20 protein-coding genes, 1 pseudogene and 1 riboswitch are annotated in these 25,274 nt (G+C 57.2%); of the genes and pseudogenes, 5 read left to right on the forward strand and 16 right to left on the reverse strand.

The features are described 5' to 3' along the window. Positions 1–145 precede the first annotated feature (145 nt). The 3 genes from NQ491_RS03620 to NQ491_RS03630 all read right to left on the reverse strand — a co-directional run bounded on the left by NQ491_RS03620 (position 146) and on the right by NQ491_RS03630 (position 1,972). On the reverse strand, positions 146–523 hold the full coding sequence (locus tag NQ491_RS03620) for a hypothetical protein (protein ID WP_147524896.1): 378 nt from the start codon (positions 521–523) through the stop codon (positions 146–148). A 333-nt stretch (positions 524–856) separates the two neighbouring features. Further along, entirely contained in the window at positions 857–1,204 is a 348-nt protein-coding gene (locus NQ491_RS03625; protein WP_187119361.1) for a hypothetical protein, read from the reverse strand. 48 nt (positions 1,205–1,252) lie between these two features. Next, complete coding sequence (locus NQ491_RS03630; RefSeq protein WP_147524895.1) at positions 1,253–1,972, reverse strand: hypothetical protein; 720 nt, start codon at positions 1,970–1,972, stop codon at positions 1,253–1,255. Positions 1,973–2,315: 343 nt separating this feature from the next. On the opposite strand from NQ491_RS03630, the pseudogene NQ491_RS03635 reads away from it, so the two are divergent. Then, positions 2,316–2,486: pseudogene (locus tag NQ491_RS03635) on the forward strand (OST-HTH/LOTUS domain-containing protein); the annotation flags it as partial. 63 nt (positions 2,487–2,549) lie between these two features. On the opposite strand, the gene NQ491_RS03640 reads toward NQ491_RS03635, so the two are convergent. The 3 genes from NQ491_RS03640 to NQ491_RS03650 form a co-directional block, all read right to left on the reverse strand. Further along, complete coding sequence (locus tag NQ491_RS03640) at positions 2,550–3,302, reverse strand: hypothetical protein (protein WP_019244672.1); 753 nt, start codon at positions 3,300–3,302, stop codon at positions 2,550–2,552. 80 nt (positions 3,303–3,382) lie between these two features. After that, positions 3,383–6,160 carry a glycoside hydrolase family 78 protein gene (locus NQ491_RS03645; protein WP_026089465.1) on the reverse strand — a complete coding sequence of 926 codons (2,778 nt, stop codon included), beginning with the start codon at positions 6,158–6,160 and terminating at the stop codon, positions 3,383–3,385. A gap of 85 nt (positions 6,161–6,245) precedes the next feature. Further along, the gene (locus NQ491_RS03650) at positions 6,246–7,217 is read right to left on the reverse strand and encodes a sugar phosphate isomerase/epimerase family protein (protein WP_019244670.1); all 972 of its coding nucleotides are present in this window, start codon (positions 7,215–7,217) and stop codon (positions 6,246–6,248) included. A 197-nt stretch (positions 7,218–7,414) separates the two neighbouring features. Here NQ491_RS03650 and NQ491_RS03655 point away from each other — a divergent pair, with 197 nt between their 5' ends. Then, positions 7,415–8,701: a hemolysin family protein gene (locus tag NQ491_RS03655; RefSeq protein WP_019244669.1), complete on the forward strand. Its 1,287-nt coding sequence runs from the start codon at positions 7,415–7,417 to the stop codon at positions 8,699–8,701. Between the two features lie 168 nt (positions 8,702–8,869). Here the strand turns inward: NQ491_RS03655 and NQ491_RS03660 are convergent, their stop codons facing one another. From NQ491_RS03660 to bioB, 6 genes are all read right to left on the reverse strand, one after another. Beyond that, positions 8,870–9,154: a hypothetical protein gene (locus NQ491_RS03660; protein WP_019244668.1), complete on the reverse strand. Its 285-nt coding sequence runs from the start codon at positions 9,152–9,154 to the stop codon at positions 8,870–8,872. Positions 9,155–9,310: 156 nt separating this feature from the next. Beyond that, positions 9,311–10,393 carry an S-methyl-5-thioribose-1-phosphate isomerase gene (mtnA, locus tag NQ491_RS03665; protein ID WP_051012957.1) on the reverse strand — a complete coding sequence of 361 codons (1,083 nt, stop codon included), beginning with the start codon at positions 10,391–10,393 and terminating at the stop codon, positions 9,311–9,313. A 104-nt stretch (positions 10,394–10,497) separates the two neighbouring features. Then, positions 10,498–11,898 (reverse strand): NADPH-dependent glutamate synthase, encoded by a 1,401-nt coding sequence (gltA, locus tag NQ491_RS03670; protein ID WP_019244666.1) that lies wholly within the window; start codon positions 11,896–11,898, stop codon positions 10,498–10,500. 66 nt (positions 11,899–11,964) lie between these two features. Next, positions 11,965–12,849, reverse strand: a complete 885-nt coding sequence (locus tag NQ491_RS03675; RefSeq protein WP_019244665.1) for a sulfide/dihydroorotate dehydrogenase-like FAD/NAD-binding protein — start codon at positions 12,847–12,849, stop codon at positions 11,965–11,967. Positions 12,850–12,919: 70 nt separating this feature from the next. Then, positions 12,920–14,005: a DUF1573 domain-containing protein gene (locus NQ491_RS03680; RefSeq protein ID WP_259800735.1), complete on the reverse strand. Its 1,086-nt coding sequence runs from the start codon at positions 14,003–14,005 to the stop codon at positions 12,920–12,922. A gap of 74 nt (positions 14,006–14,079) precedes the next feature. Continuing rightward, complete coding sequence (gene bioB / locus NQ491_RS03685; protein ID WP_147524912.1) at positions 14,080–15,039, reverse strand: biotin synthase BioB; 960 nt, start codon at positions 15,037–15,039, stop codon at positions 14,080–14,082. A gap of 68 nt (positions 15,040–15,107) precedes the next feature. On the opposite strand from bioB, the gene bioD reads away from it, so the two are divergent. The 3 genes from bioD (at position 15,108) to NQ491_RS03700 (ending at position 19,058) form a co-directional block, all read left to right on the forward strand. Then, on the forward strand, positions 15,108–15,770 hold the full coding sequence (gene bioD / locus NQ491_RS03690; RefSeq protein ID WP_019244662.1) for a dethiobiotin synthase: 663 nt from the start codon (positions 15,108–15,110) through the stop codon (positions 15,768–15,770). Between the two features lie 427 nt (positions 15,771–16,197). Next, positions 16,198–16,677 (forward strand): NYN domain-containing protein, encoded by a 480-nt coding sequence (locus NQ491_RS03695; protein ID WP_232423173.1) that lies wholly within the window; start codon positions 16,198–16,200, stop codon positions 16,675–16,677. Between the two features lie 582 nt (positions 16,678–17,259). Beyond that, positions 17,260–17,463, forward strand: a riboswitch (cobalamin riboswitch). A gap of 200 nt (positions 17,464–17,663) precedes the next feature. Then, positions 17,664–19,058: a threonine/serine exporter family protein gene (locus NQ491_RS03700; protein WP_019244659.1), complete on the forward strand. Its 1,395-nt coding sequence runs from the start codon at positions 17,664–17,666 to the stop codon at positions 19,056–19,058. A gap of 899 nt (positions 19,059–19,957) precedes the next feature. Here the strand turns inward: NQ491_RS03700 and NQ491_RS03705 are convergent. The 4 genes from NQ491_RS03705 to NQ491_RS03720 all read right to left on the reverse strand — a co-directional run bounded on the left by NQ491_RS03705 (position 19,958) and on the right by NQ491_RS03720 (position 25,220). Next, positions 19,958–21,433: an RNA-directed DNA polymerase gene (locus tag NQ491_RS03705; protein ID WP_019244658.1), complete on the reverse strand. Its 1,476-nt coding sequence runs from the start codon at positions 21,431–21,433 to the stop codon at positions 19,958–19,960. A 269-nt stretch (positions 21,434–21,702) separates the two neighbouring features. Then, positions 21,703–22,101 carry a four helix bundle protein gene (locus NQ491_RS03710; RefSeq protein ID WP_019244657.1) on the reverse strand — a complete coding sequence of 133 codons (399 nt, stop codon included), beginning with the start codon at positions 22,099–22,101 and terminating at the stop codon, positions 21,703–21,705. Continuing rightward, a complete protein-coding gene (locus tag NQ491_RS03715) occupies positions 22,088–22,648 on the reverse strand; it encodes a hypothetical protein (RefSeq protein ID WP_019244656.1) in 561 nt (186 codons plus the stop codon). Before NQ491_RS03715 ends, NQ491_RS03710 begins: the two co-directional genes overlap by 14 nt. A 211-nt stretch (positions 22,649–22,859) precedes the next feature. After that, on the reverse strand, positions 22,860–25,220 hold the full coding sequence (locus NQ491_RS03720; protein WP_259800738.1) for a DUF4906 domain-containing protein: 2,361 nt from the start codon (positions 25,218–25,220) through the stop codon (positions 22,860–22,862). Positions 25,221–25,274 lie beyond the last annotated feature (54 nt).

The following is a 25,274-nucleotide window of genomic DNA, read 5'->3' on the forward strand; positions in this document are numbered from 1 at the left end:
CTTAAATGTCGTCTCTTAACAAGAACATCGTTCTACTACTGATAGGTTACCGTAAAATTCGCTTCTCTCATTTCATCCATCGTTCGGAATGTTCGAGTACCCAAACAGATCTCCTTGTTATGCTCTATCAATTTATCCAAGGTGTTCAATGAATCGACCATCCGGGCATCGATAAAAAAATTTTCAAACAGGCACCGCCCGGACTTTCCCTAATTCTCTGTTCGTAACAAATACCTTCTGTTGATACAACGTCACTGTCTAATGTCAAAGGAGGAACAAGATATTGTTTTCTCGTGACCGTATCCGAAATATCTAGCAAAACATATCTGCCGGGATATGTTGGTACCGAGGTCCAATTGTAAAATAACTCATGGACAACATACAACGGTATCTCCGACGCATTTTTCACCGTAATCCGCTTGTGGCAATCAGGTCCTTCATCCTTTGTACATGTAAACGCTACCAGTATCATAATGAACGGTACCGCAAAAAATACAGCATTCCCTTTTTCATCGTATTTCATTTTTTAACTCGTCTGTCCTCTTTATTCTGTTTGGAGTATTTTATATGATAGATCAAAGAATTCGGAATAATTCCAAAAGACTTTCGTTAACGGTCGGATTCTATCGACACAGAATCCGACTCTATTTTATACCTGATTCACAATGTTCTGTAAGATCTTATACCCAAAAGCCAACGGAGCCATCAATCGGATTGCCATATGATTGTGTCGTTTAACAAGAGTTCAGCATCTTTTCCAAATCCTTTCATGTCCCCCAACAACCTCAACTTCAAAAATATTCACTGCAAGATCAAGGTCCCCACTTCAAAGAACACCGACTCGTTCTGTCGTTCTTCAATCTTTCTTTTCGGATGTTTCAGACGTCGGCCTTGTACAGGTCATTTCGAAATTATCTCCTTGTACGGTGATAGATGGTTGTATTTCACCTTGAGGCGTACCATAGTCTTTATGGAGAAGTTCATACATGTCAACAGCCTCTTTATATAGATAATCATATGCTTCTTCTTCGGAAGAAAATAATTTCGGCACTGTGCGATTCCCTCTTTCGTCAATATAAAAAACTTCCCATACAGCATAATTTTTATAAAGGACTACACGATCTGGCCCAACCGATCCATCTAAAGAGTATAAGTCAAGATAACCTAATTGTTTAAGTTTTCGCTCTAATTCTTTTCTTGTCATATTGACTTTAAAGATTGAATGATGTCACCGAAAAACCGCTTTCTGCTTCTAAAAATTGGCATGAGACCGAAAAAATTGACGGTCAACCGTTAAATCAGGAGATACTGGTTTTAAACGTTGAAAATATTGATAAAAATTCAAAGACCGTTGCACATAAGGATGATCTGGATGGATCTCTTCAAAACATTCCGTTTCGATATTGAATATCTGAAGTTTATTGTTTTTCAAAAAATATACATATTTATCTTTGATAGTCGCATCCTCTACGTGGAAAACTACATTCGGTTGATAAGTTCGCATAGCATGGACTAATCTGCGATCCGCCGAATCATTGGCTTGATAGAGATCATACCATATCCTCTTAAACAACCCTCTACCCCATCCGCCTGACTCACGTACCCCATATATAGAATCACCGATAAGGACATAAGCAAAATATCCACCTAAATTATTAATAAGCAAGGGGTCTAAATAACACCATAAAGATTCTCCTGTTTTTGTTGAATCGATAGGACTATAAACATAAAGGATAAAAAAAGTGTTTTGATTCACAATGAGTTCATCAGGAATTTCAATTTCATGCCATTTATCCGGAATATCTAGGGGATATTTCATTTTTGCCTTTTTAATACCCTTTACATAGTACGGAACAAGCGTTGCATATTCTTTTTGTAATTCATCAATGAACTTTTGTTCACATGATTGTCCTATCGCGGAAGAAATCATGAACATAAAAAGACAAATCATGAAAGTAAATTTCCGTTCCATCTTAAATCATTTTTGATTGGCGGGACGATATTGATGAAGCACAAACTTCAAAACTTAGTCCTTATAGGATGGAGTATTTTCGGTCAAAATACGACGATCAGAACAAAGAGAACCATCTAAAGAATACCAATCTAAACATCCTAATTGTTCAAGTTTTCGCTCCAATTCTTTTCTGGTCATAATCATCCGATCACTTATCCCATATTTTCGGAATGAAAAAATCTCATATTACTACGCGAGTTTCTCGCCCGTAGCACTGTAAATGTAGGAAACTTCCTCGTCTCCTGCAAATACCCATTAGGGAAGGTGAAACCAACCCCAACGCCTGTTTTTCAGATCAATACAAATTTCGCTCTCGCAGTTCGGAACGGCGCTCAAGAAGCTGACGCCCAAGTACCGTATCAAGCGATACGGCTGCAAAACGCTCGGAGAGCTGTACGAGAGGCTCGACCGGTACGAGCTCGTCAAGACGGAGAAAGGGGTGGCGGGGATGGTGAGAAGGAAAAAGAATTAGAAAGATTGTAAGGATGCAATATCTAAAAAAGACAGGCGGAAATTATTCCGCCTGTCCTGCATTTTAACGCCAATAAAACCTTTTTGTCCATTCTATTACCTTCCCATCCGGTCCAATTTTACAATAATCCCATAAATAACGATTCTGTATAGGTATAGCGTTCTTTTGCTCAATCTCTTTCTTAAGTTTGTCGGCATCTAAAGAATCCAAATAGGTTTGAGCATCGGATACTTGCTCGGTTTTCTGATTTACCACGAGCCATCGGTTATCTTCGGTTTTTATCCATAGTATCGATCCGGGGAATACGTCGATACCAAAACACATTACGGGTTTCAGGCTCCAGATCAATTCAGCCTCTCGCTTTAATTCAGGCGTTATCGGTATTGGGTACGGACGTATTGGAATTCGAGCGCCGATAATCCTTATACCAGAATCGAAATAACTGCTGAAATAACGATCATTTTTAAACAGTAAAATATTATAAACAGGGAAAAAATCGTTCTGAAACTCTAACGAAGAGAGTAATTGATCCAAACGGGTATAATCGCGCTCGACCGAGTCTTCTTCTTTGATTTCCATGCTCGGAATGAACAGAAAATCCGCATCGCGTACCAATTCTCTCGTTTGGGAACGCGAATATTTCCATCTCACTTTCCATGAATTCTCAATCAGAATGGTCATGCTGTCGATATAGTGCTCCCTGCGATTTTGCATGTCGGTCATCAACTCGGAAAGAGTCATGACTCTTTGAGTGAATCCCGAACAGGGTATCAGCAGGAAAAGGCAGAAGACCAGTTTCTCGATTTTTCCATTCATCGCTTTCCGGTGTATTCGTTCGTCATGCGGACGGGAAGGCTTCGCTCGTGCGCGAAGTCTTCCCGTCGCATCGTTCCGTTCTATTTTCCGACGAGGAAGCGGTACGAACCCGATCCGGCCTCGAAAGTCACGAAGCCGTCCGACGCGCGGACGTCGGTCAGGGCCGGATTCTCGGCAAGGGGTTTGCCGTCGGCTTCGACTTGCGAAACGTCGGATGCCGGAACGCGGAGCGTGGCCGTCGTATTGGCCGGTATCTCGACCGACCACGACAGACCGCCGCCGGTCCGTTTCCAATGGCTGCCGATCATGCCGTACATCGACTCATAGGACGCATCGACCCACTCGAGCCCCTGCGGGAAGTCGGGCTTCATCAGAATGTGTTTGAAGCCCGGAGCCGCCGGGTCGGCCTGGATACCGGCCAGGTTTTCCCAGTCCCATGCGATCAGGTCGCCCAACTGCATCAGGTGATTGCCCGAGTTCATCGCCGGATCGGCCGTATCGCCGTTCCATAGCTCCCAGATCGTCGTCGCGCCGCGGTCGATCATATAACCCCAGCTCGGATAGGTACGGTTCGTCGCGAGCGTCAGCGCCAGATCGGGCCGTCCGTAGCGGCTCAGGCCCCGCATCATGAACTGCATGCCGATCATGCCCGTGCTGACGTGGCTGTCGAAATCGACCTCGGTCCGGCGGACCAGTTCGTCGAACACTTTCTGCTTCAGCGTGTCGGGCACCAGTCCCTGCACGAGCGAGAGCAGGCCGGCCGATACGGTATTGTTGGCGTACTGTCCCGTCTCGGGATTCAGGAACATTCTATTATAGGCATCCTTAACCCTCGCAGCCTGCTCCAGATAGGCCGGAATGTCCTCCTCATGGCCGGCCACCGCGGCGAAGCGCGCCATCATGTTCAGCAAACGATAGAAAAAGCTCGTCCCGACGAGCCGTCCGTCCGTCACGCGGGCAGGGTCCTGCGAGTGGATCATTTCGGGACTCTCGGGCGGCATGCACCAGTCGCCGTAAACGTCCTTGACGACGATGTCGTTCTCGACCAGACGCTCGTTGGCATAGTCGATCCACTTCTTCATCGCCGGATAGTGCTCGCGGACCGCCTCTTCGTCGCCGTACTGGTTGTACAGCATATCGACGACGCACAGGTAGGCCGCCGGATACGTAACGTTCTCGCTGTAGAACGGCCAGTAAGTCGGCGACAGGTCGGGAATCATTCCGTCGGGAAGCTGCGAGTCGCGAATGTCGCGAGCCCATTTCTCGTAAAGCAGCGCCTGACGGAACATGAAGCTCTCGCCGATGCACTCCATCGCGCGGTCGCCGAGCCAGCCCATGCGCTCGTCGCGCTGCGGACAGTCGGTCGGCATGCTGCGGTAGTTGCCTCTCAGGCCCCAGTAGGCGTTCCGGTACACCTGATTGATCGTCGAGTCGGACGTCTCGAAACGTCCCGTCGTGGGCATCGCGTCGTAGACGACTTCTCCTTTCAGCTTCTCCAAGTCGGGCTTCGCGGCGGCTCCGGCGATCTCGACGTAACGGAAACCGTGATAGGTGAAACGCGGCGTCCACGAGAAAGTTCCGTCCTCGGCGGGCGTGTACAGATCGGTCGCCTTCGCCCCGCGCAGGTTGTCGACATAGAGGTTCCCGTCGTCCTGCAGCGTCTCGGCGAAGCGCAGCCGCACGGGTCGGTCCTTCCTCCCCTCGAGCTCGACGGCGAGCCAGCCGACCATGTTCTGTCCCATGTCGACGATCCATGTCGAGTCGTTCAGCGCGGCGATCGAAACCGGCTCGACCGTATCCATAACCCGGATATTCGGATTCGCCTGAGCAGTCAGCCGGCCTTCGGGAGCCGCGACGCTTCGGGCATCGCGCCACGACGAGTCGTCGTAGCCGTTGCGGCTCCAGCCCGGCATTTCGAGACGGGCGTCGTACGTCTCGCCGTCGTACTCGTTGTTGGCGACGATCGGGCCGTCGGTCGTGAGCTTCCAGCTTTCGTCGCTCGCGACGACCGTCCGGTTACCCTCGCTGTCCGTAATTTCGAGCTGGGCCAGCAGCTTCGGATAGCCGTAGTTGCGGACTCCGGGAATCGTGACCTGCGTGAACGGAATCGTATAAGTGACCGTACGCATCGAGAAAAAGCGGCCGTTGCCCAGAATCACGCCGATCGTATTGACTCCTTCGTCGAGCAGGTCGGTCACGTCATACACATTGTAACAAACGGTTTTCGTATAGTCGGTAGCCGTCGGCGCCAACACGTCCTCGCCTACGCGGCAACCGTTCAGATAGCATTCGTAGAGGCCAAGCCCGCTGATGTAGAGCCGCGCCTGCGCGATATCGCGCCCCGCATCGAACTCCTTGCGCAGATAGCGCGCGGCCAGGCGAGAAAATACGCCGAGCGTGTCGGTCCGGTTCAGGCAGCTGTCGTACCCGATCCACCGGGCCTGCCAGTCCGAGTCGTCGAGCAGCGCCATCGACCAGCGGGACGGCTCGCTCCACAACGTGTCGCCGTGATTGGTCGCCACGCGCACTTTCCAGTAATAGTCGCGTCGGGATTCGAGCTCGGGCCCTTCGTAGGGCACCAGCACGGAGCGGTCGGACGGAACGTCGCCCGAATCCCAGATCAGGTTCTCTCCGGTTTCCAGATCCCCGGGATCGGTCGAGACAAGGATCCGGTAGCCGGTCTGCACCGTAGCCGGCAGGGCGGATTCGATCCGCCACGACAGGCGGGGATGCTCGGCCGCGACGCCCAGCGGGCAGTCGAGCATCTCGACGGTCAGGCCGTTCACGGCAGAACGCTCGTGACATCCGACCAGCAGCGCAGCCGGCACGAGCAGCGAAAACAAAGTAGTTTTTTTCATCATGATAACAGGCTTTCGGTTTGGATTATCGATCGGTCCGTTGCCGTCCGGTCCGGACGACAGCAGAACAGAGGGCCGAGGTCCGCTATTTCAGCAACGAGCGCAGGAAACGCGACGTCTCGACCGCGTCGTTCAACCCGATCAGGCGTTCGATTTCGTCGTAGCGCTCGTCGACGATCGTCTCGTATTTCTTGATCCAGTGCAGACTTTCGGAAATAGCGCCGATCGCATCCTCGCGGTAGGGATACTGGTCCATCGACAGCCAGCCGTCGTAACCGGTCTTGCGAAGCCAGAACATCATTTCGATATAGGTGGTCATATGCACGCTGCTGACGATCATGTCGTCGTCCCAGCAGCCGTGATTGTCGTTGAAGTGCATATGGAACAGCCTGTCGCCCGCCCGTTTGGCCAGCACGATGGATTCGGCCACGTTCTCGCCGCCGACGAAGCCGTGCCCCGTGTCGATCGTCACGCCCACGTTCCGGCAGCCGGTTTCCTGAGCAGCCAGAATCGTATCGGCCATGCGCGCATGGTACGAGAAGTTGCGCGGTTCCTTGGGCTTGTACTCCAACGCGATCTTCAGCGACGGGAACTCGGAAGCCAGCGCCCGGATCGCCTCGGTCATCCACTCCCGCTCGCGGTCGTAATCGGCCGTCAGCAGATAGTCGTAGCCGTCCTGAGCCATCCACAGATTGACGATCCGGCAGTCGACCTGCAACGCCACTTCGCACATGCTTCTCAGATAGTCGAGCGCCTTGCGCCGCACGGCCGGATCGGTGCTCGAGACGGAGCCTTTGCCGTAATCGCTGTCGCCGAACGTATCGGGGATGATCGACGCGCACTCCAGACCGTAGCCGTCGAGGCGCTTTTTCATCTCCTTCGCATTGTCGGGACGGATGTCCCACGTACCGACGAGCTCGACGCCGCCGATATAGGGCATGTTCTCGGCAGCCAGTTCGAGCATCCGCTCGGACGAAGGATTCGTCTTGTAGCTTTTACAGAAACGGTCGCAGGTGTTGCCCAGATTGCCCAGAATGATCGAATACTTGTTTTCCATAACGATTCGGTTTTAGGTTGGCAGATGGTTTCGGGTCGTTAACCCGGTAACAAACAGTCGCTAACAAATATAATAAAATATCCTGTATATTCCGAGACCGGAAAAACCGTTTTCGTACCGGAACGGACCGCCGCCGGAATATTTTTTGATAATATTCCGTAACTTGATTATCTTAGTCGCCAAACCAAACGCCATACATGGAAGTTTTCATCATCATCGGGCTGATTCTGCTCAACGGAATCCTGTCGATGTCGGAAATCGCGATGGTCTCGGCCCGCAAGCCGAGGCTCGAAGCCGACGCCAAGCGCGGAAGCCGGGCCGCCAAGACCGCGCTGAAACTCTCGGGCAATCCGGACGTTTTTCTCTCCACGATTCAGATCGGAATCACGCTGATCGGTATCCTGACGGGTATCTACTCGGGCGACATGCTGGCCCAGAGCTTCGGGAAAGTGCTCGCGCGAATTCCAGCGCTCGAGGCGCATTCGGTGGCGATCGCTCAGGTAATCATCGTAGTCACGGTCACTTATCTGACGCTGATTCTGGGCGAGCTGGTTCCCAAGCGAATCGGCATGAGCTCCTCGGAACGCGTAGCCAAGATCGTGGCGCGGCCGATGAGCCTGCTGTCGAAGATCGCGCTGCCGTTCGTCTGGCTGCTGTCGAAAAGCACGGCCGGCATGCTTCGCATACTGGGTATCAATACGGTCGACGGAAACAGGGTAACCGAGGAAGAGATCAAGGCGATCATTCAGGAAGGCGCCGCCGAAGGCGAGATCGAAGAGGTCGAGCAGGACATCGTCGAGCGCGTGTTCAACCTGAGCGACCGCAACGTCGGATCGATCATGACCCACCGCAGCGACATGGTATGGCTCGACACGAACGCCACCTGCGACCAGGTCGAGGATATCGTCAAGAATAATCTGTTCAACACCTACCCCGTAGCCGACGGCAACCTCGACTCGATCGTCGGAGTAGTCCACCTCAAGGACCTGTTCGGCCGGCTCGACGAACCCGGATTCACGCTGTCGCAGGTGATGCGCCCCGCGCAGTACATACCCGAGAACCTGAGCGTGTACAACGCGCTCGACCTGATGCGCCGCACCGGCGGCCGGTACGGCCTGGTGACCGACGAGTTCGGCAGCATCGAAGGTATCGTCACGCTCAAGGACATCATCAAGGCACTGCTCGGCTCGATGCCCGAAGCGGGCGAGGAACAGGAAATCGTCACGCGCGAGGACGGCAGCCTGCTGATCGACGGCCAGCTCTCGTTCTACGATTTTCTGGCCCATTTCGACATGGAGGACCTCTACAACGACTACAACTACAACACGCTCAGCGGTCTGATCCTCGAAAAGCTGGAACATATCCCCCATACGGGAGAGAAATTGTCGTGGCGCAACTTCGACTTCGAGATCGTCGACATGGACGGAGCGCGGATCGACAAGGTGCTCGTCACGCTGAAACGGCTCGAGGAGGCCGACGTTTAAACGGCCCCCTCGACATTTCTCGAGCGGAGATCGCAACGATTGCCGCCCCGTACCGTAGAACCGTTCCCGCCGGTCATCGTCACGCGCGCTCGTACCCGTACCCACGACCGAAAACGAGGAAGACAAGCCCCCGGAAACATGCGGTCTTCCGGGCCTGTCGTCCGTCGGCTACCGGATCGCTGCGAACAATCCCATAATCAACGAGAAGAAGCACACATAAAGCACGATAACGATCGCGATCCAGATCAGCGACGCCTTGCAATAGTTGGCTTTCGTCGGATTCGTGCCTCCTCCGAACGCCCAGACGAACAGCATGATGATGTTCACCAGCGGCAGAGCCAGAATCAACAGCGTCAGCATCCATTCCCCGACCGACATGACCGGAGCGACGGGCTGCTGCCGAGAATCGCGGACGGCGGCGTCCGCGGCGGATCGATTGTCCAGAACTTCCATAACTCGATATTTTTTAAGGTTAGACGAGTCAAGATAACGACAATTTTCCGGTTAACCAAGCGCATGCGTATTTTCCGGCGGGCCCGGCCCGATCCGCGACAAACCGCGCCCGCCGGAACGACCCTCGAATCACGGCCCGGCACACGCAACCGCGTCTTATCGCCCTGCCCTGCCCGGAAGGCTCCATGCGCGCAGCGCATCGTCGAAAGGCGGCCGGGCGATGCCGCGCTCGGTCACTATGGCGGTAATCAGATCGCAAGGCGTCACGTCGAAAGCCGGATTGTATACTTTGACGTTACGGGGCGCCATGCGCTGCGCATAATGGGCCTCGGTCACTTCGGCCGGATCGCGCTGCTCGATCGGGATGGAGGCGCCGGTCGGACAGTCCGCATCGATCGTCGACGTCGGCCCGAGCACATAGAACGGGATGCCGTAATGGCGGGCCAGCACGGCGACGCCCGACGTGCCGATCTTGTTGGCCGCGTCGCCGTTCGCTGCGATACGGTCGCAGCCGACCAGCACGGCCTGCACCCGGCCCTCGCTCATCACGAGCGAAGCCATGTTGTCGCAGATCAGCGTCACGTCGATCCCGGCCCTCATCAGCTCGTAGGACGTCAGCCGGGCTCCTTGCAGCAGAGGACGCGTCTCATCGGCATAGACCCGAAAGCCGTAGCCCCGCTCCTGCCCCAGATAGAGGGGAGCCAGCGCGGTCCCGTACTCCGACGTCGCCAGATGTCCGGCGTTGCAATGCGTCAGAATCCCCGCTCCGGGCTCGAGCAGCGACAGGCCGTACTCGCCGATCTGCCGACAGGCAGTGGCATCCTCTCGCCGAATCGCCTCGGCCTCGTCGCGCAAGCGGTCCCATATTCCGGCCGCCGGTTCGTCGCGGTGCGCCAACAGGCAATTTCTCATGCGCTCCAGCGCGGCCGACAGGTTGACCGCCGTCGGCCGCGAAGAGGCAAGATAGGCGGCTGTCCGGTCGAATGTCTCGCAAAGGTCGTCGAAACAAGAACCGCCGGCCCGCCGACAACACACGTAAATGCCGTAGGCGGCCGTCACGCCGATAGCCGGCGCGCCCCGCACCTTCAGCTCGCGGATGGCTTCCCATATCTGCTCCGGGGTCCGCAGCTCCACATAAGTCTCCTCCCCGGGCAGCCGGGTCTGGTCCAGAATAACGACGGCTCCGCCCGGCTCGTCGAGCCGCACCGTCCGCAGATCGGGGAAAAATTCGTTCGTCATCGCATATACCGAAAATTTAAAGGCACGGTAGTCTCCGAAACCGGACCGCCGTGCCTTCTTCTTCAGAGGAGAGCGGAACACCGCCCGCCGCCCTCTTTACTCGACTAATTCATTCCGGACTTGGCGCGGACATATTCGTCGATCGCACGGGCCGCACGGCGTCCGGCTCCCATGGCGAGAATCACCGTGGCCGCACCGGTCACCGCGTCTCCTCCGGCGAAGATACCCTCGCGGGAGGTCTGCCCGTGCTCCTCGTCGGCCACCAGACAGCCCCGGCGGTTGGTCTCCAGACCGCGCGTCGTCGAGGCGATCAGCGGATTGGGCGACGTGCCGAGCGCCATGATCACGACGTCGCACCCGATCTCGAACTCCGACCCCTCGACCGCGACGGGCGAGCGGCGTCCCGACGCGTCGGGCTCACCGAGTTCCATACGTACGCAGCGCAGGCCCCGGACCCAACCTTTCTCGTCGCCTAACACTTCGACCGGATTGGTCAGCATCCGGAACTCGATGCCTTCCTGTTTGGCGTGGTGCACCTCCTCGGCCCGGGCCGGGAGCTCGGCCTCGCTGCGGCGGTAGACGATATGCGCTTCGGCACCCAGACGGGCGGCCGTCCGCACGGCATCCATCGCCACATTGCCGCCGCCGACCACGACAACGCGACGACCGACATAAATCGGCGTATCGTAGGTGTCGTCGTAAGCCTTCATCAGATTGGCGCGGGTCAGGAACTCATTGGCCGACACCACGCCGTTCAGATTCTCGCCCGGAATGCCCATGAACCGGGGCAGTCCGGCTCCCGAGCCGATGAACACGGCCGAGTAGCCCTCTTCGTCGAGCAGCGAGTCGACCGTCACGGTATGGCCGACGATCACGTCGGTCTCGATCCGCACGCCGAGCCTCAGCACGTTCTCGATCTCCCGGGCGACGACCTTGTCCTTCGGAAGGCGGAACTCCGGAATACCGTACTGAAGCACGCCGCCGGCCTTATGCAGCGCCTCGAAAATCTTCACCTCGTAACCCATTTTGGCCAGATCGGCCGCGCAGGCCAGACCGGCCGGACCGCTGCCGACAACGGCTACCTTGCGCCCGTTGGACGGGGCCGGGGCGGTCGCTTCCGCGCCATGCTCGATGCTCCAGTCGCCCACGAAGCGCTCGAGCTTGCCGATCGCGACGCTCTCGCCCTTGACGCCGAGAATGCACGATCCCTCGCATTGGGTCTCCTGCGGGCAGACCCGTCCGCAGACCGACGGCAGCGAACTGTCCTGCGCGATGATCCGGGCTGCTTCGGCGAGGTTTCCGTCGCGCAACTGCGCGATGAACTGAGGAATCTGCAGCGACACGGGACAATGCTCGACGCAGCGCGGCTTCTTGCAGCCCAGACAACGGCTCGCCTCGAGCCGGGCCTCGTCGAGGTCGTACCCGTAGCAGACCTCCTCGAAATTGGTGACCCTTACCTTCGGGTCCTGTTCCCTGACGGGAACGCGGGGTATCTTGTTTGCCATCTTCTTTACTTTGTTTCGGGTAAGCGAAAGCCGGCCCGCAGCGACGGGTCCGGCGCGGGTTTTACGTCATCGATCGAGTCCGATGCGGCAGGCGTGGCCCTCGGCCCGCTCCTGCGCCATACGGGCCTTGCGGCTCTCGATCGTCTTGTACATGCCCTGACGGCGCATGGCCTCGTCGAAATCGACCTCATGACCGTCGAACTCGGGGCCCTCGACGCACGTAAAGCGCGTGCGGCCGCCGACCGTCACGCGGCAGGCTCCGCACATGCCCGTTCCGTCGACCATCAGCGTATTGAGGCTGACGATCGTCCGGATGCCGTACTCCTTCGTCGTCCGGGCGACGAACTTCATCATGATCATCGGGCCGATCGCGATCACTTCGTCGTAACGCTTGCCCTGCCGGTCGATCAAATCGCGCATCAGATCGGTCACCATACCGTGAAATCCGGCGCTGCCGTCGTCCGTAGCGATGAATACCTCGCCCGCCACGGCGCGCATCTTATCGGTAAGGATCAGCGTATCCTTGTTCTTCGCCCCGATGATGACGTCGGCCTTCACGCCGCGCTCCGACAGCCACTTGACCTGCGGATAGACCGGAGCGGTCCCGACGCCGCCGGCCACGAAAAGGATCCTGCGGCGGCGCAACGCCTCGGGCTCCTCGTGCACGAACTCGGAAGGGCAGCCCAGCGGACCGGCGAAATCGGCCAGCGAGTCGCCCTCGCTCATCGCGCACAGCTTCGAGGTGGAATAGCCGACCGTCTGCGTGACGATCGTCACCCACCCCTGCTCGGCATCGTAATCGGAAATAGTCAGCGGAACGCGTTCTCCGTGCTCGTCCAGCCGGACGATGACGAACTGTCCCGGCCGGGCCGAGCGGGCCACGCGCGGAGCCTCGATGTTCATCAGGTAGATGTTGGGCGCCAGCAGTTCTTTCTTGACAATCTTGTACATGCTATCTGTTTGGTTTAGTCTTTTCCTGTTTTCCGGCTCCGTCGTCCCGGCGATCTCGCCCCGCCTTGTCCTAAGGCACGATCGTAGCCGCAAGCCGTATTTCGCGCAACGGACGGGACGGATCGTTCAGTATCAGAACGATATGATCCATCAACCGTCCGGCGGGCGCATTCTTGGTAGAGAGCATCGCGACGAACGACACCGTCTCGCCCGGAGCGATCGCCCGGTCCGGATCGAGCGTCGTCGACATCCGGTCCCCCAGCTTCATGTCGCGGATACGCAGCGGCTCTTTCCCTTGGTTGGTTATCGTGAACTCCCGTTTCGGCTCGCCGCCGGCCTTCATCGTCCCGAAACCGTGATACTGCGACGAAAAGACCGCTTTCGGAGCCCGCTCCTTCTCATCGGGCGTCATCCCCGAAAAATCCTCGCAGGCAACGCCCGAGGCGCTGAACAGCACATCGACCGGAATGTCGTTCACGATCAGCGAAAAGCTGTCCTTGAGCATGCCCCACACGTCGTTGTCGCGCAGATCATAGCTCAGCGTCATCACGCCCTTTTCGCCCGGAGCGAGCCGCTGTTTCGACAGAGCGATATCGAAATAAGGCTTCCGGTCGCGGTACACGGGCGAGAGCGTCAGCGGCTGCCGCGTCGGGTTGTAATACTCGATCGCCGTCGATTTGACGCCCCCCCGGGGCACATACCCCAAATTCACGTTCCGCCACGCAAGCATCAGGTCGCCCGCGCGTACCGGATACATCTCGCCGAAGCTTTTCTCGGCGGGCAAAACCTCGCCGGTAATCGTCAGCACGGTCTTGCCCGTCGCGCCCCCGCTCTGCACGACGATATCGCGGCGGAATGCCCCGGGCCGCCCCTCGGGATCGTAGCTGATCACGAGCGTCCCTTTCTCCGAAGGCTTGACCGGCGCGCGGCTGTATTCGGGCTTCGTGCAACCGCACGACACGGTCACCTGCTCGATCACGGCCGGAGCGGACGACGCGTTGACGAACTCGAAGGCATGGGAGACCTTCCCCCCGTCTTCCTTGATCCGACCGAAATCCCACGACTGCTGCGCGAATTTCAGCGGAGAGTTCTGAGCGCTCGCTTCCGAACAAAGCATGCCGCACAGAATCATTCCGATCGTCCATATCCTTCCCATACTCCGACCCATTTTCCGTTGCAAAATTATACATTCGCCGTCGATTCAGGCGTGCGAGACGTTTTTTTAACGAATCATATGCCGAACCCCCACTTTTTGAACATCGCCTTGTCCGTATCGATATCCGATCCGGAAGTCGTCAGCAGGTCGCCGACGATCGAGGCGCTGACGCCGCAGCGGAACAGCTCGGGCTCCAGATGCTTGATCCGGCTCCGGCCTCCGGCCAGCCGGACCGAGGCGTCCGGATTGACGATCTGCATCAGCGCGGCGGCACGCAGCACGTCGCGGTCCGACAGCGGCAATGCCTTTTCAAGCCTCGTGCCGGGAATCGGATTGAGCACGTTCATCGGCACGGACACGGCTCCCGTGTCGCGGATCGCCAACGCGAACTCGATGCGCTGCCGCTCGCTCTCGCCCATGCCGATGATACCCCCGCAGCAGATTTCCAGCCCCGCCTCGCGGGCCCATGCGATCGTCTGCAGTTTCTGCTGCTGCGTATGCGTCGTGCAAAGCTCTCCGAAATACGAAGGGGCCGTCTCCAAATTGCAATGATAGCGCCTGACGCCGCTCTGCCGCAGCCGGACGAGCTGCTCTTTCGACAACAGCCCGAGCGAAGCGCACAGCGAAATGTCCACCTCGGAGCCGATCCGGCGGTAAATGCCGCAGACGCGGTCGGTCTCTCCGTCGCTCAGGGCCTTTCCGCTGGTCACCAGCGAGAAGCGCCCCACCCCTTTGGCCGCATTGTGAGCCGCCTCGCGCAGGGCCTCCTGTTCGCCCACCAGCGGATAGACCTCTATGTCGGTCTTGTGGAACCTCGACTGCGCGCACCACTTGCAGTCCTCGCTGCAACGGCCGCTGCGGGCGTTCATGATCGAGCACATGTCGATCCGGCGTCCGTCCCGGCGCATCCTGATCCGGCGCGCCAACTCGTACAGCCGTTCGTCCCCGAGCGTCTCCATCCACTCCGACACCTGCTCGTAGCCCGGCTTCAGGCCGTTCGCCATATCGCTTTCGATCCGGTCGATCCTATCCATGTCCGCGTATATTTGCATCCTACCGGCAAAGGTACTATTTTTGGACCGAATAACGTTCGCCGGGAAATATGAAAAGAGCCTATTTCGTCACAGGGATCGACACGGACGCAGGTAAGAGCATCGTCACAGGCGTGCTGGCCCGAGCCCTGAGTGCGCGCGGAGAACGCGTGATCACGCAGAAATTCATCCAGACGGGCTGCGACGGCCTGTCGGAGGATATCGAAACCCACCGCCGGATCATGGGTATCGGCCTGCTCCCGGAGGACGAGGACGGCACGACCTGCCCGATCGTGTTCACCTATCCGGCCTCGCCGCATCTGGCAGCGGCGATCGACGGACGCGACATCGACCTGACGCTGATCGGCCGGAGCACGGAAAAGCTGTTGCAAAAATACGACACGGTACTGATCGAAGGCGCCGGCGGGCTGTACGTTCCGCTGTCGGAAGCATACCGGACGATCGATTACGTCGCCGAGCACGGCCTGCCGGTCGTTCTGGTCACCTCGCCCCGGCTGGGCAGCATCAACCACACGCTGCTGAGCCTCGAAGCCTGCCGCAACCGGAACATCGAAGTGGCGGCGGTCGCGTACAACCTGTACCCGCCCGCTCCCGAGCCGATCGTCCGCGACACCCGGACCTATCTGAAAGCCTATCTCGCCGACCGCTTCCCTGCCGCGCGATGGCTCGAGGTCAACGACCGCTACGAGTTGATCGGCCCCGACCGTCCCTGAGCGGGAAAGAAGCGTCTTAAACAGGACGGGCATTTTCATACGGGCCGCGGGTCGGATATTTTCTCGAACAGGCGACGAGCAGGGCTCGGCACATTGCATTTTCCGGGCGGCCGTCGCAAAAGCAATGAAACGCCGCGATCGCTGCAAAATCAGATATTCCATTGACATAGAGCGTTTAGAGCTTTCGTCCTTTCATATTCCATTCAAGGTGCGGAACATTTCAATCGCGATGCGGGATGGACGATGATGCGGAACGGAATAGCTGCGGCATCCCGTAATGGAATCCCCCTTATCATACGATAACCGAGCGCAGGATAGCCAAGGCTTTGGACCCGACGGACGCGAGCCCAACGGGAAGAGGAAGCCCAAGCGCACTCGTTCCGACCGGTGAAGGCTCGTGCACACGGCGGACAAGAACACGACCGAGATGGCGTTTGTCATCGACGCGATGGATATTCTGCACGAGGGGAAAATAGACTGTTTTTGTATTGCCGCCGGCGACGGGGACTACACGATGCTGGCCCAGCGTATACGCGAGGCCGGGCTCACGGTGCTCGGCTTCGGAGAGGGCAAGACGCCGGAAGTGCCGGTCGCCTCGTGCCGGGAGTGCCGCTATGCCGGGCAGCAGCAAGGAGTCGAGCCGGAGCTGCTGCCGAGCACGCCGGAGCACTTTATCCGCCGAGACATGCCTCTGTTCGAGAAGGCGTTCGAGACGGCCGCCGCAGGGAAAGACGAGGCGCCGTTCTCGCAGGTCGGAACGGCGCTCAAGAAGCTGATGCCCAAGTACCGCATCAAGCGCTACGGCCGCAAAACGCTCGGAGAGCTGTACGAGAGGCTCGACCGATACGAGCTCGTCAAGACGGAGAAAGGAGGGGCGGGGGTGGTGAGAAGGAAAAACGACCCCTAAGCTACCTTTTGCGTCTGAATTATAGAAAAGCGGACCTCCAAACGTGCTTCTTGCCATAACTCTAAAACTTTTAGTAATAATACGTTAGTCAGACTTATTTGTTGTCGTGAAAACCGATGCAATAAACTGAAAATCAACACATTAAAAACAAAGCCCCCCCCAAAAAAAAGTCGCGGTAACGATTTGTAACGCAACTCTTTCCGAACTATGCCTTTTCGTGCGGTCAAACCGCTCGCTTACCTCCGGTGCAATATCGCTAAAACATTATCGGCGTGCGTTTTATACTCTATTGTTCCTGTCCTGTTTTTTTAAGGGCTCCGAAGCGGAGGCCTGCTTTTCAAAGAGAAGAAGTCACTTTTCCGGATTCAGGGAGATACGAGGGCTACAGAAAATCGAAATATCATGTAAGTATTGCAGCAATACAGGTCGATCTCTATCGCCCGGACTGAAATCATCGGATATTTTCACCCGTATTCGCCGTCCGATCAAACGTTCTTACTACCGGAAACCCGACAGGCAGGCAGTCGTCTGTCGAAGTATAAGATTTTACCCTAACCCGGATGCGAATAATCCGAATCTTAATATCTTTGCGGCCGGATCGGTTTCAGGAACATTTCTCCGTCGTCCGGATGAAAAGGGCATCGGCGGAGGAAGTCCCGGAAAGTCCCGCCGCCGCGAAGTTCCGTTCAATGTCTCGAGATCAATCGGATTGCCGCCGGCCCCGAGACAGGGAAGGCTTCGAGAAAAGAGTCCGGCCGGAAAACCTGCCGATTCACCGAAAGGCCGTTCTCGCCCGAAGGCATAGGAGGGGAACGGCATGCGACCGTTTTTTAGTTCGATAAAAAACGGGAAGTCCGCGAAAGGAACAGACCGCGGAGAGGTTCGCCGCCGCACGACGCCGCTTTCCGAGGCATGGCCTCTCGCCGACGGCCGACCGTCACGGACCGACATACGTTTTTTGCTCACTCTCAATGGAAACAACGACTATGGAGAAGACGCAACACTCGGAAAAACTTCTGTTACGGAAGCTCGATCTGCTGCTGCGCACGGGTAAATTGCTGATGGAAAGCGCAGCGGACACGAGCCGCATCATGCGCAATATGAAACGCACGGCCGCCTACCTGGGGCTGCCGGACGAGCATCTGCACATTTACATCAACTACAATATGCTCATGGTCAACCTGAGCGACAGCGAGCATTCGTTCTCCAAGTTCCAGCGCTGCGAGAAACACGGGATCAACATGACGGCCATTTCGGCCGTCAGCAAACTTTCATGGCGGGCGATCCGGGAAGACTATTCGCTGGAAAGATACGAGGAAGAGCTGGAAAACATCCGGAGCAGGAAACGCAATTACACCTCTTGGCAAGTAGCGGTCGGTGCCGGGTTTGCCTGCGGCGGATTCTGCATCCAGTTCGGTTGCGACTGGCCGGCATTCCTCTATGCTTCCATTGCAGCCATTCTCGGATTCCGCCTGCGGGCCGTACTCAACGAACTGGGTTCCAATCATTATATGAACATCGCCGTCGCCGCATTCGTTTCCACTTTGCTGGCATGGGCTTCCGCCTTTATCTCGACGCTCGATCTGCCCGCCCCTCTTCATACGCTGTTCCACTCCGACACGCCGTGGCATCCGTTGATGGCCTGCGCCCTTTTCATCGTGCCGGGAGTCCCGCTGATCAACTTCGTCAGCGACATGCTCGACAGCTATGTACAGATAGGCATTACGAGAGCCGTCAATACGCTGCTGATCGTCGTCGCCATGGCGTTCGGCATCGCCTTGGCCATCCATGTCTGCGGAATCGACAACTTCGTGAAAGACCTGAGTATGACGCCCCATCACACCTATCTCGAGTTCGCTGTCGCCGCGGCCATATCGGCCGTCGGATTCTCCATGATCTTCAATATTCCGCGCCGCCTGCTCTGGGTCGTAGCCGTCGGAGGCATCATCGCCGTCTGTACCCGGAACTTCGTCAATCTCGGGCCCAGCAATCATAACATCGGTCTGGACTGGGGGCCGGTAATCGGGTCTCTGGTCGGTTCCGCCCTGATCAGCATAATCGTTACGAGGGCCGTTCACTGGTTCCATACTCCCCATCACTGCCTCTCGATTCCGAGCGTCATTCCGATGATTCCGGGCGTGCTGATGTATCGGGCGCTCTTCGCCTTCATCGACATGAGCGGTGTCGTAGGCGAAGTGACCATCGCGATGAACAATGCCATTCAGGCTTCTCTCATTATTCTCTGCATCGCTGTCGGGGTCGCCATTCCGAATATTTTCGCGCGCCGCTGGATCGCTCCGAAACGTCAGAAACAATTGAAGCGACTGATCGAGGAGCGCAGGCAGCGCGGCAAATTCGTCGATCTGACCTATATCGACTGACCTTATCCCGCATTCCCGTTGATCGGCGAGCTTCCGCCCCCATATCGTCCGCCGAACGAGCCCGCTTGCGACCGGGACCGGACCCCGCGCCGATCCGGATACGATCCCCAGCCCGTATTTTCGAATGCCTCGGCTAGATCGCTTCGTTTCGGAGAGGCCACGACAAAAAACAAGTTGCGCTTACACGGCCGGTATTCATTCTTGTGAAAAACGGCGGCGGTCCAAAAATACTTTGGCAACCATTCAGAACATACAGGCCCAATCTTAACGGGAACAAGAACAGGACATAGAGGAGATATCGGAATAAATACCCCGTTCACCTTATAGGAGAAAAACACCTCTCGGACGGTCATTCCTATTGTGTGAGACCGTCATACTCCTTCGGGTCGGGACAAGGATTTTCCTACGGAAAATTTGAAACGGACAAAACATATCCGCCTAATATTCAGCACAGGATATATAAAAGCCATTTTCGCGACATTTCGCGTTTTGAAAAGGTCGTCGGAAACGATTGCCGTTCTCAGATTTGTCTATTAAGAAATCAACAAGGTCCAACGAGTATAATCCAGACCAGTGCGAGTCACGAAATCGCAACCATATTCCGGCAAAGATTATCAAACCGACACGGACAGCATATAATTTTACGAAATATCGCATCAAATCGACCGCTCCCGCACGGACGACGAGCACGAGGCCGAGTTCACGGCGGACTGCCGTCCTTACCGTCTCAACCCGCGCCAACGGGATACCGACGCGGGAAAACCCGCAAGCATCACAATGTTTCACCCGCGTCCCGCGCATGGATCTCGTCGTGCCGAAACCTGCCGCACGGGTCCGCGAAGCTGCGGCGATACCCAAGTTCGTCTACGAGCGGACAGAAGAATAATCCGCCCCCGGTCTCAGGGGAAGCCGGCGGAGACCGGTATGCCGACTTCCGTCGGGTTCGCGTCCCGCCCCTGCAGTCCGCCTCGGGATTCGGCCCCAGCCACCTCTCCGCGCCTGTCATCGCCCGGCGAGCGCTTATAAGGGATAAATTTCAGATAGTCCGCAGCGAAACGTCCCCGTTCGCAGAGACCGGGATTGCGTTCGACCAGTTTCCGGGTGAAATTTCTGCAGTTGAGATGGCGCATGTAGCCGAGGTAGGAGTTGAGCGTAGAGGTCATTTGCCGCACGGGCTGACACACCGCGCAACGCACCTGAAGGTTGACGCGGCGTTTGGTCTTGTCGAGCAAATAGCGGCGGTAGGGCTTGACCACCGCGCCCAGAAAGTTGATTCCCTTGACGGCCTCCTGCAAGTGCATCTTGTCGGGATGCAGCGAAAGTCCCAGTTCGTTCTTGAGAAAGTCCCGGATGACGGGTATCAGTCGCAGCAGGCGAAGCCTGTCGTTGCCGACTATGAAGAAATCGTCCACATAGCGGCCGTAGTGTCTTTCGCCCAGCGAGCGCTTGACGAAATCGTCCAGCTTGGAAAGGTAGACGTTGCTGAACAGCTGCGAAGTCAGGTTGCCGATCGGCAGCCCGCACCCTTCCGGCGTGTGAAACAGGCTTTTCGAGGGAGGCAGCCCTTCCCACTGGCTGCGTCGACCCCGGACGTAACAGTTGCACGTCGGATCGTTGAAAACGATTTCGCGCGTCAGGTAGCGGATCAGACCGTAGTCGAGCAACTGCTCCCACGTCTTGCCGTCCCGGGCCGGTCTTCGCGCGAAGCGCGCGAACGTGTCCACGAGCATCCCGTAGAGCTTCCGCCTGTCGATATTCATGAAATAGCCCCGAATGTCGAGCTTGAGCACGTAGCACTCCCTGCGAAAGTTGTCCGAGCACGAGCGGATGTGCCTCTCCAGCCGCCGGATGCCGTAAAGGGTCCCCATGCCCTTGCGGCAGGAGTAGCTGTCGGCGATAAAGGTGCGCTCGAGCATCGGAGCTATATAGTTGAACAGCAGGTGATGCACTACCCGGTCGCGGAAGTCGGCGGCGAAAATCTCGCGCTTGACCGGGATGTCGGTAATGAAGCACATGCTGCGCCCCACCCGATAGCGTCTCTCGTCGATCTCGCGGTAGAGCTCGACGAGATTCTCCTCGAGGTTCATTTCGAAGCGGAGCTGGCTATAAGTGTTCCGCTTGTTGCGCCGGGCATCGTAATAGGCGGAGAAAACGTCCGCCAGCAGTTTTTCGTCGGGCATGTCGGGTAAAATAGGTGAACGCAAGGACGGTCTTGCAGATGCTTGGACGCAACGCACGCTGAAGCCGTTGGCGCGATTGTTGTTGTTCAGCGGGTTGACGTTGCCCGAGTTGAAGTTGAGGTTGCCCGCGTTGTTGTTGCCTCCGTAGTTCGGCGACGAGGACCAATAGTAGCCGTTGGAGCTCGTGTTGGCCAACTCGCCGCTATTGTTGTTACGCAGGCCCGCAGCAGGGAAACCTCAGCAATCGCTGGGATGAATGGCCCGGAGGGGGGCAACGACCCGACCCCGGGACAGACTGGAATGGATAACTGACGGCACCGCACGCCGGTAATATTCCTGGTGCGTCCTTACGCCGCCAGCGGATTGCTGGATCTACGAACCGCTCTGCCGGGAGCCTTGACCCGCCGGCACTCCGGGTCCATCGGAACCGTCCTCGACGTTCACCATAATCATTCTGTCCATATTCATTTTATCAGAGAGACTTCGGCAGGCTTTTCCCGCCGGCCCCCCGCGCTCTTGTCCTTAGCCATGTACTTCTGCCATGCCGCCAGCTGTTTGGAGACAGACTCCATCCGCTCGCAGGTCAGCGCGAACTGCTTGGTCGAAATCTGCTTCATGTCGTGGAGCACGCGCACCATCAGTTTGATCGATACCATCCGCTCGCGTGCCGCCTCGATCTGCGGCAGCTTCTCGACCGACGCATTGGCCCGGTAGATGCACAGACACAGCTCGATCACATCCTTCTTGAGCGTCTCGCCCACCGTATAACGAAAATCGCGCTGCACGGAGGAGGTGAAGCGGAGAATTTGCAGCAGCAGGTCGTAAGCCTGCTTGAAGACTGGCAGGTTATCATAAATCGCCATCGATTCTCTGCTTTAGCTCGGCAATGAACATAACGCACTGCACCGGAGTAGCCGATTCGAGCCGGAAATCGCGGATCATCCGGACGATCCGCTCCGCCGAGGCCTCCCCCGCACCTTTCGGCAGTCCGACCTGCAGCGACTGCGGCGACCCGGCGACCGGACAAGGGGCTCCATGCAGCTCAGCGAGACCGGCTTCTGCTGCCGGGACGGTCCGGGCCTTGGGTTCCTTGAGCGGCAGCGAGCTCTTCCAAGCCTCGAAAGCGGCCGCGTCGATCGCCTCGTCCAGCGGAATGACCAGCCGCCCGTCGGAAAGAGCTTGCGGCGGAGCCGGGAAATAACGAGTCAGATAACCGGCCGGAAAGCCGATCGACACGATGTCGCGGCCGAGGTACTTGATCCGTTTCTTGGAAGGTTTGAACGCCGAGATCCGAGTGACGAAAGCGAAGGCCGACCTCTCGTAGGCCTTGTAGAAAAGTCCTTCCGGGTAAAGCGCGATCTCCGCCCGGTTAGCATCCTCCCTGGAGGCGATCTCTTCAAAAATCCTCATCTGGCAGCAAATTTTATAATGTAAAAGTAGAATTTTTCTCGATTTTATTGAATTTTCCGAGCGATTTGCCGGCAAAAATGTTTTTTCCCAAACGGTAAAAAAAATCAAAAAAAAATTACCGCCTTCGGCGGTAAAAAAGGCCGGAGCGCTCCAGCGCTCCGGCCAAATAATCGAATCAATCGAATACGCTCGTCTCGCTAACGCTCGCTCGCTACTTTCCTTGGACGCAACGCACGCTGAAGCCGTAGGCGCGATTGTTGTAGCCCAGCGGGCTGACGTAGCCCGAGGTGAAGTAGAGGTTGCCCGCGTAGTTGCTGCCTCCGTAGTACGGCGACGAGGACCAATAGTAGCCGATGGAGCTCGTGTTGGCCAACTCGCCGCTACTGTCGCTACGCAGGCCCGCAGCAGGGAAAAACGCGGTTTTTCCCAAAGAGGCGTCATTGGCATCGTAATAGAACGAATAACCCGCACTGAAAGTATCCGGATAGACATTCTGCTGGCTGCTCCCTCCGGTCCCGTTCTTGGCAAAAGCGGTCCAAGTATCCTGCGGAGCCACGCGCCAGCCGGGAGGACAGGGATCGTAGATCGACTTGCTGCCCTGCGAAGCATTGGGGCGGGTAACCGCCGTGTTGGGATTGCCCCACAGATTGTCGCGCTGATCCGAATTGGCCGAGACGTTCAACCAATCATAGGGCGACCCGCTATAAAACAGGAACTCCGTCGGATGCTGAACCGCATAACCGATGCTGGCATCGGCAGTAGCGGCAGCGACCGCCTCGCTGTTCTTTCTGTTCTTCCATTCGTATCCCGTCGCATTGGACGTCGCGGCATAGCTCGTTCCCGTGCTATTCAACGCAGCCGCACCGACGAACGGGTCCTTGCGGCCCCACTGGTACAACAGGCCGTAGCGACCGACGGTTCCCTCGGCCGAAGAGGCGTCGGCTCCCAGATTGAACCGCATCACGGTATAGCTGCGGGAAGATGTCGTGACAATACTGCCGTTCCCCGAACCCGAAGCTGCCAAGGCCCGGGTAACATAGGTATCGTTGTCGGTCTCCGGATCGTAACGGGTCGCCCAGACGTGCCAGCTCCAAAGCAGCGTCCCGCTGCCGTCGGCACCGGAGAAGACACCGATCAGCGCGTTGCCTTCGGCGATGTCGCTCCCCTTGTCGCCAGCCGTCGTGAAATAGACGTATCCCTTGTTATCGACTTTCAACGAACCGTCCGCGATGACGCTCCCCTTGCTGCCGGTTTCCCACAGCACCTTGGCCGAAACCGGGCTGAGAGTCTGAGTCCCGTCGATGGCCGGTGCGTTCTGGCCATTGGCGTTGTAAGCCGCGGTCACGGCCCCGTTGCCCTTGACGGTGGCGTCGAACTTATAGACCGTACCCGCCTTGTGTGCGAGGTAGCAATTGGCCGTCTCGCCGTCCTTGCTCAGATCCTCGCCCTTGTTGACCGTCACACGACTGTCGTTCTCGTTGATGCCCTTGATGGTCGTAGCGATCGCGTACCGGTAGTTGCGCACCACATTGAAGTCGGTCGAGGCGTTTTCCCCGGGGTAAATCCGGTACGTCACCTCGAATGTCTCGCCGCCCTGCGTATAGTCGCCCGACATCTCGATGAAAGTACTGTACTCCGGAGCGTTCCGGCTTCCCTTCTGCTTCTCGGTCAGTCCGGCGACGACACCCCGCAGGTTCTCCGGCACATACCATACCTGCGTAACGCCCGTCGTCGCCATGGCCGTCGGATCGGAGCCCTGAGCCGTCACGTCCACCTCGGCGTAATCGGCGAAATTACCGGCCTCGGCGGCAGGATAGAGACCCGTCGTCCCGCCGGGAACGGTCTGGTCCTTATAGCTCGTCCGATTCGACACGCTTTTCAGACCGATCTTCTTCAATACGAAAGATTCCGAACTCATAGCCAGATCGACCTTGCAGGTGAACGATATCTTGGCGACCATGCGGCGAAGGGAGATATCCGCCGTAGCGGCCGAAGCGGCGCCTTCGTAGACTCCCGCCATGGGCAGGCCGTTGCCGCTGCTGCCTGCCGCAGCCTCGTCGGCGAAGTCGAGCACGGAGGTCTCGAACGCGCCGAGCGTCGTGGTATTGAGCGGAAGCGACGAAAATTTGTCGTCGGCCACGTTGGCCACGAAGTAGACCTTCGTCGCAGCGGCATCGTAAAGCGCGACGCTCAACTTGTCATTCTGAATTTCTCCGGCCGCATGGTATTCGCGCAAGACCAGCTTGCCGGCAGACGTCGTATTGTCGAACTGCAACACCCACAACCCGTGCAGCTTGCCTTCCTCATCGCCGCTCAGCGAGGCGCCGCGCGTGAGAGGCTCCTGCGCGCCGGTCTCCAGAACGAGAGCCTCGTCCGCGCCGGCCGCCTTAGCCGTCACGGGGATGAATGCAGCCGGGCTCGTCATGCCCGAAGCGGACAGCCCGAAAGTCATCTCGACTTTCCTGCCGCTGACCGAACCGGACGGCCCGGTCTCCTGCACCGCCTCCTTGCCGCAGGCGGTCAAAAACAAGGCGGCGGAAAGGAGCAGCGCCGTTTCCCTGAAAGTTTTCATGATCTTCACTGTTTTCGTTTATGATTCGTTCGTTTCATTCGCTTATCGCTTGCG

Source organism: Alistipes ihumii AP11 (assembly GCF_025144665.1).
Taxonomy (GTDB): domain Bacteria; phylum Bacteroidota; class Bacteroidia; order Bacteroidales; family Rikenellaceae; genus Alistipes_A; species Alistipes_A ihumii.

Bases quoted from the DNA above. Each gene is read 5' to 3' on its own strand.
- NQ491_RS03620 (WP_147524896.1), bottom strand. From the start codon at position 523: ATGAAATACGATGAAAAAGGGAATGCTGTATTTTTTGCGGTACCGTTC.
- NQ491_RS03625 (WP_187119361.1), bottom strand. From the start codon at position 1,204: ATGACAAGAAAAGAATTAGAGCGAAAACTTAAACAATTAGGTTATCTT.
- NQ491_RS03630 (WP_147524895.1), bottom strand. From the start codon at position 1,972: ATGGAACGGAAATTTACTTTCATGATTTGTCTTTTTATGTTCATGATT.
- NQ491_RS03640 (WP_019244672.1), bottom strand. From the start codon at position 3,302: ATGAATGGAAAAATCGAGAAACTGGTCTTCTGCCTTTTCCTGCTGATA.
- NQ491_RS03645 (WP_026089465.1), bottom strand. From the start codon at position 6,160: ATGAAAAAAACTACTTTGTTTTCGCTGCTCGTGCCGGCTGCGCTGCTG.
- NQ491_RS03650 (WP_019244670.1), bottom strand. From the start codon at position 7,217: ATGGAAAACAAGTATTCGATCATTCTGGGCAATCTGGGCAACACCTGC.
- NQ491_RS03655 (WP_019244669.1), top strand. From the start codon at position 7,415: ATGGAAGTTTTCATCATCATCGGGCTGATTCTGCTCAACGGAATCCTG.
- NQ491_RS03660 (WP_019244668.1), bottom strand. From the start codon at position 9,154: ATGGAAGTTCTGGACAATCGATCCGCCGCGGACGCCGCCGTCCGCGAT.
- mtnA (WP_051012957.1), bottom strand. From the start codon at position 10,393: ATGACGAACGAATTTTTCCCCGATCTGCGGACGGTGCGGCTCGACGAG.
- gltA (WP_019244666.1), bottom strand. From the start codon at position 11,898: ATGGCAAACAAGATACCCCGCGTTCCCGTCAGGGAACAGGACCCGAAG.
- NQ491_RS03675 (WP_019244665.1), bottom strand. From the start codon at position 12,849: ATGTACAAGATTGTCAAGAAAGAACTGCTGGCGCCCAACATCTACCTG.
- NQ491_RS03680 (WP_259800735.1), bottom strand. From the start codon at position 14,005: ATGGGAAGGATATGGACGATCGGAATGATTCTGTGCGGCATGCTTTGT.
- bioB (WP_147524912.1), bottom strand. From the start codon at position 15,039: ATGGATAGGATCGACCGGATCGAAAGCGATATGGCGAACGGCCTGAAG.
- bioD (WP_019244662.1), top strand. From the start codon at position 15,108: ATGAAAAGAGCCTATTTCGTCACAGGGATCGACACGGACGCAGGTAAG.
- NQ491_RS03695 (WP_232423173.1), top strand. From the start codon at position 16,198: ATGGCGTTTGTCATCGACGCGATGGATATTCTGCACGAGGGGAAAATA.
- NQ491_RS03700 (WP_019244659.1), top strand. From the start codon at position 17,664: ATGGAGAAGACGCAACACTCGGAAAAACTTCTGTTACGGAAGCTCGAT.
- NQ491_RS03710 (WP_019244657.1), bottom strand. From the start codon at position 22,101: ATGGCGATTTATGATAACCTGCCAGTCTTCAAGCAGGCTTACGACCTG.
- NQ491_RS03715 (WP_019244656.1), bottom strand. From the start codon at position 22,648: ATGAGGATTTTTGAAGAGATCGCCTCCAGGGAGGATGCTAACCGGGCG.
- NQ491_RS03720 (WP_259800738.1), bottom strand. From the start codon at position 25,220: ATGAAAACTTTCAGGGAAACGGCGCTGCTCCTTTCCGCCGCCTTGTTT.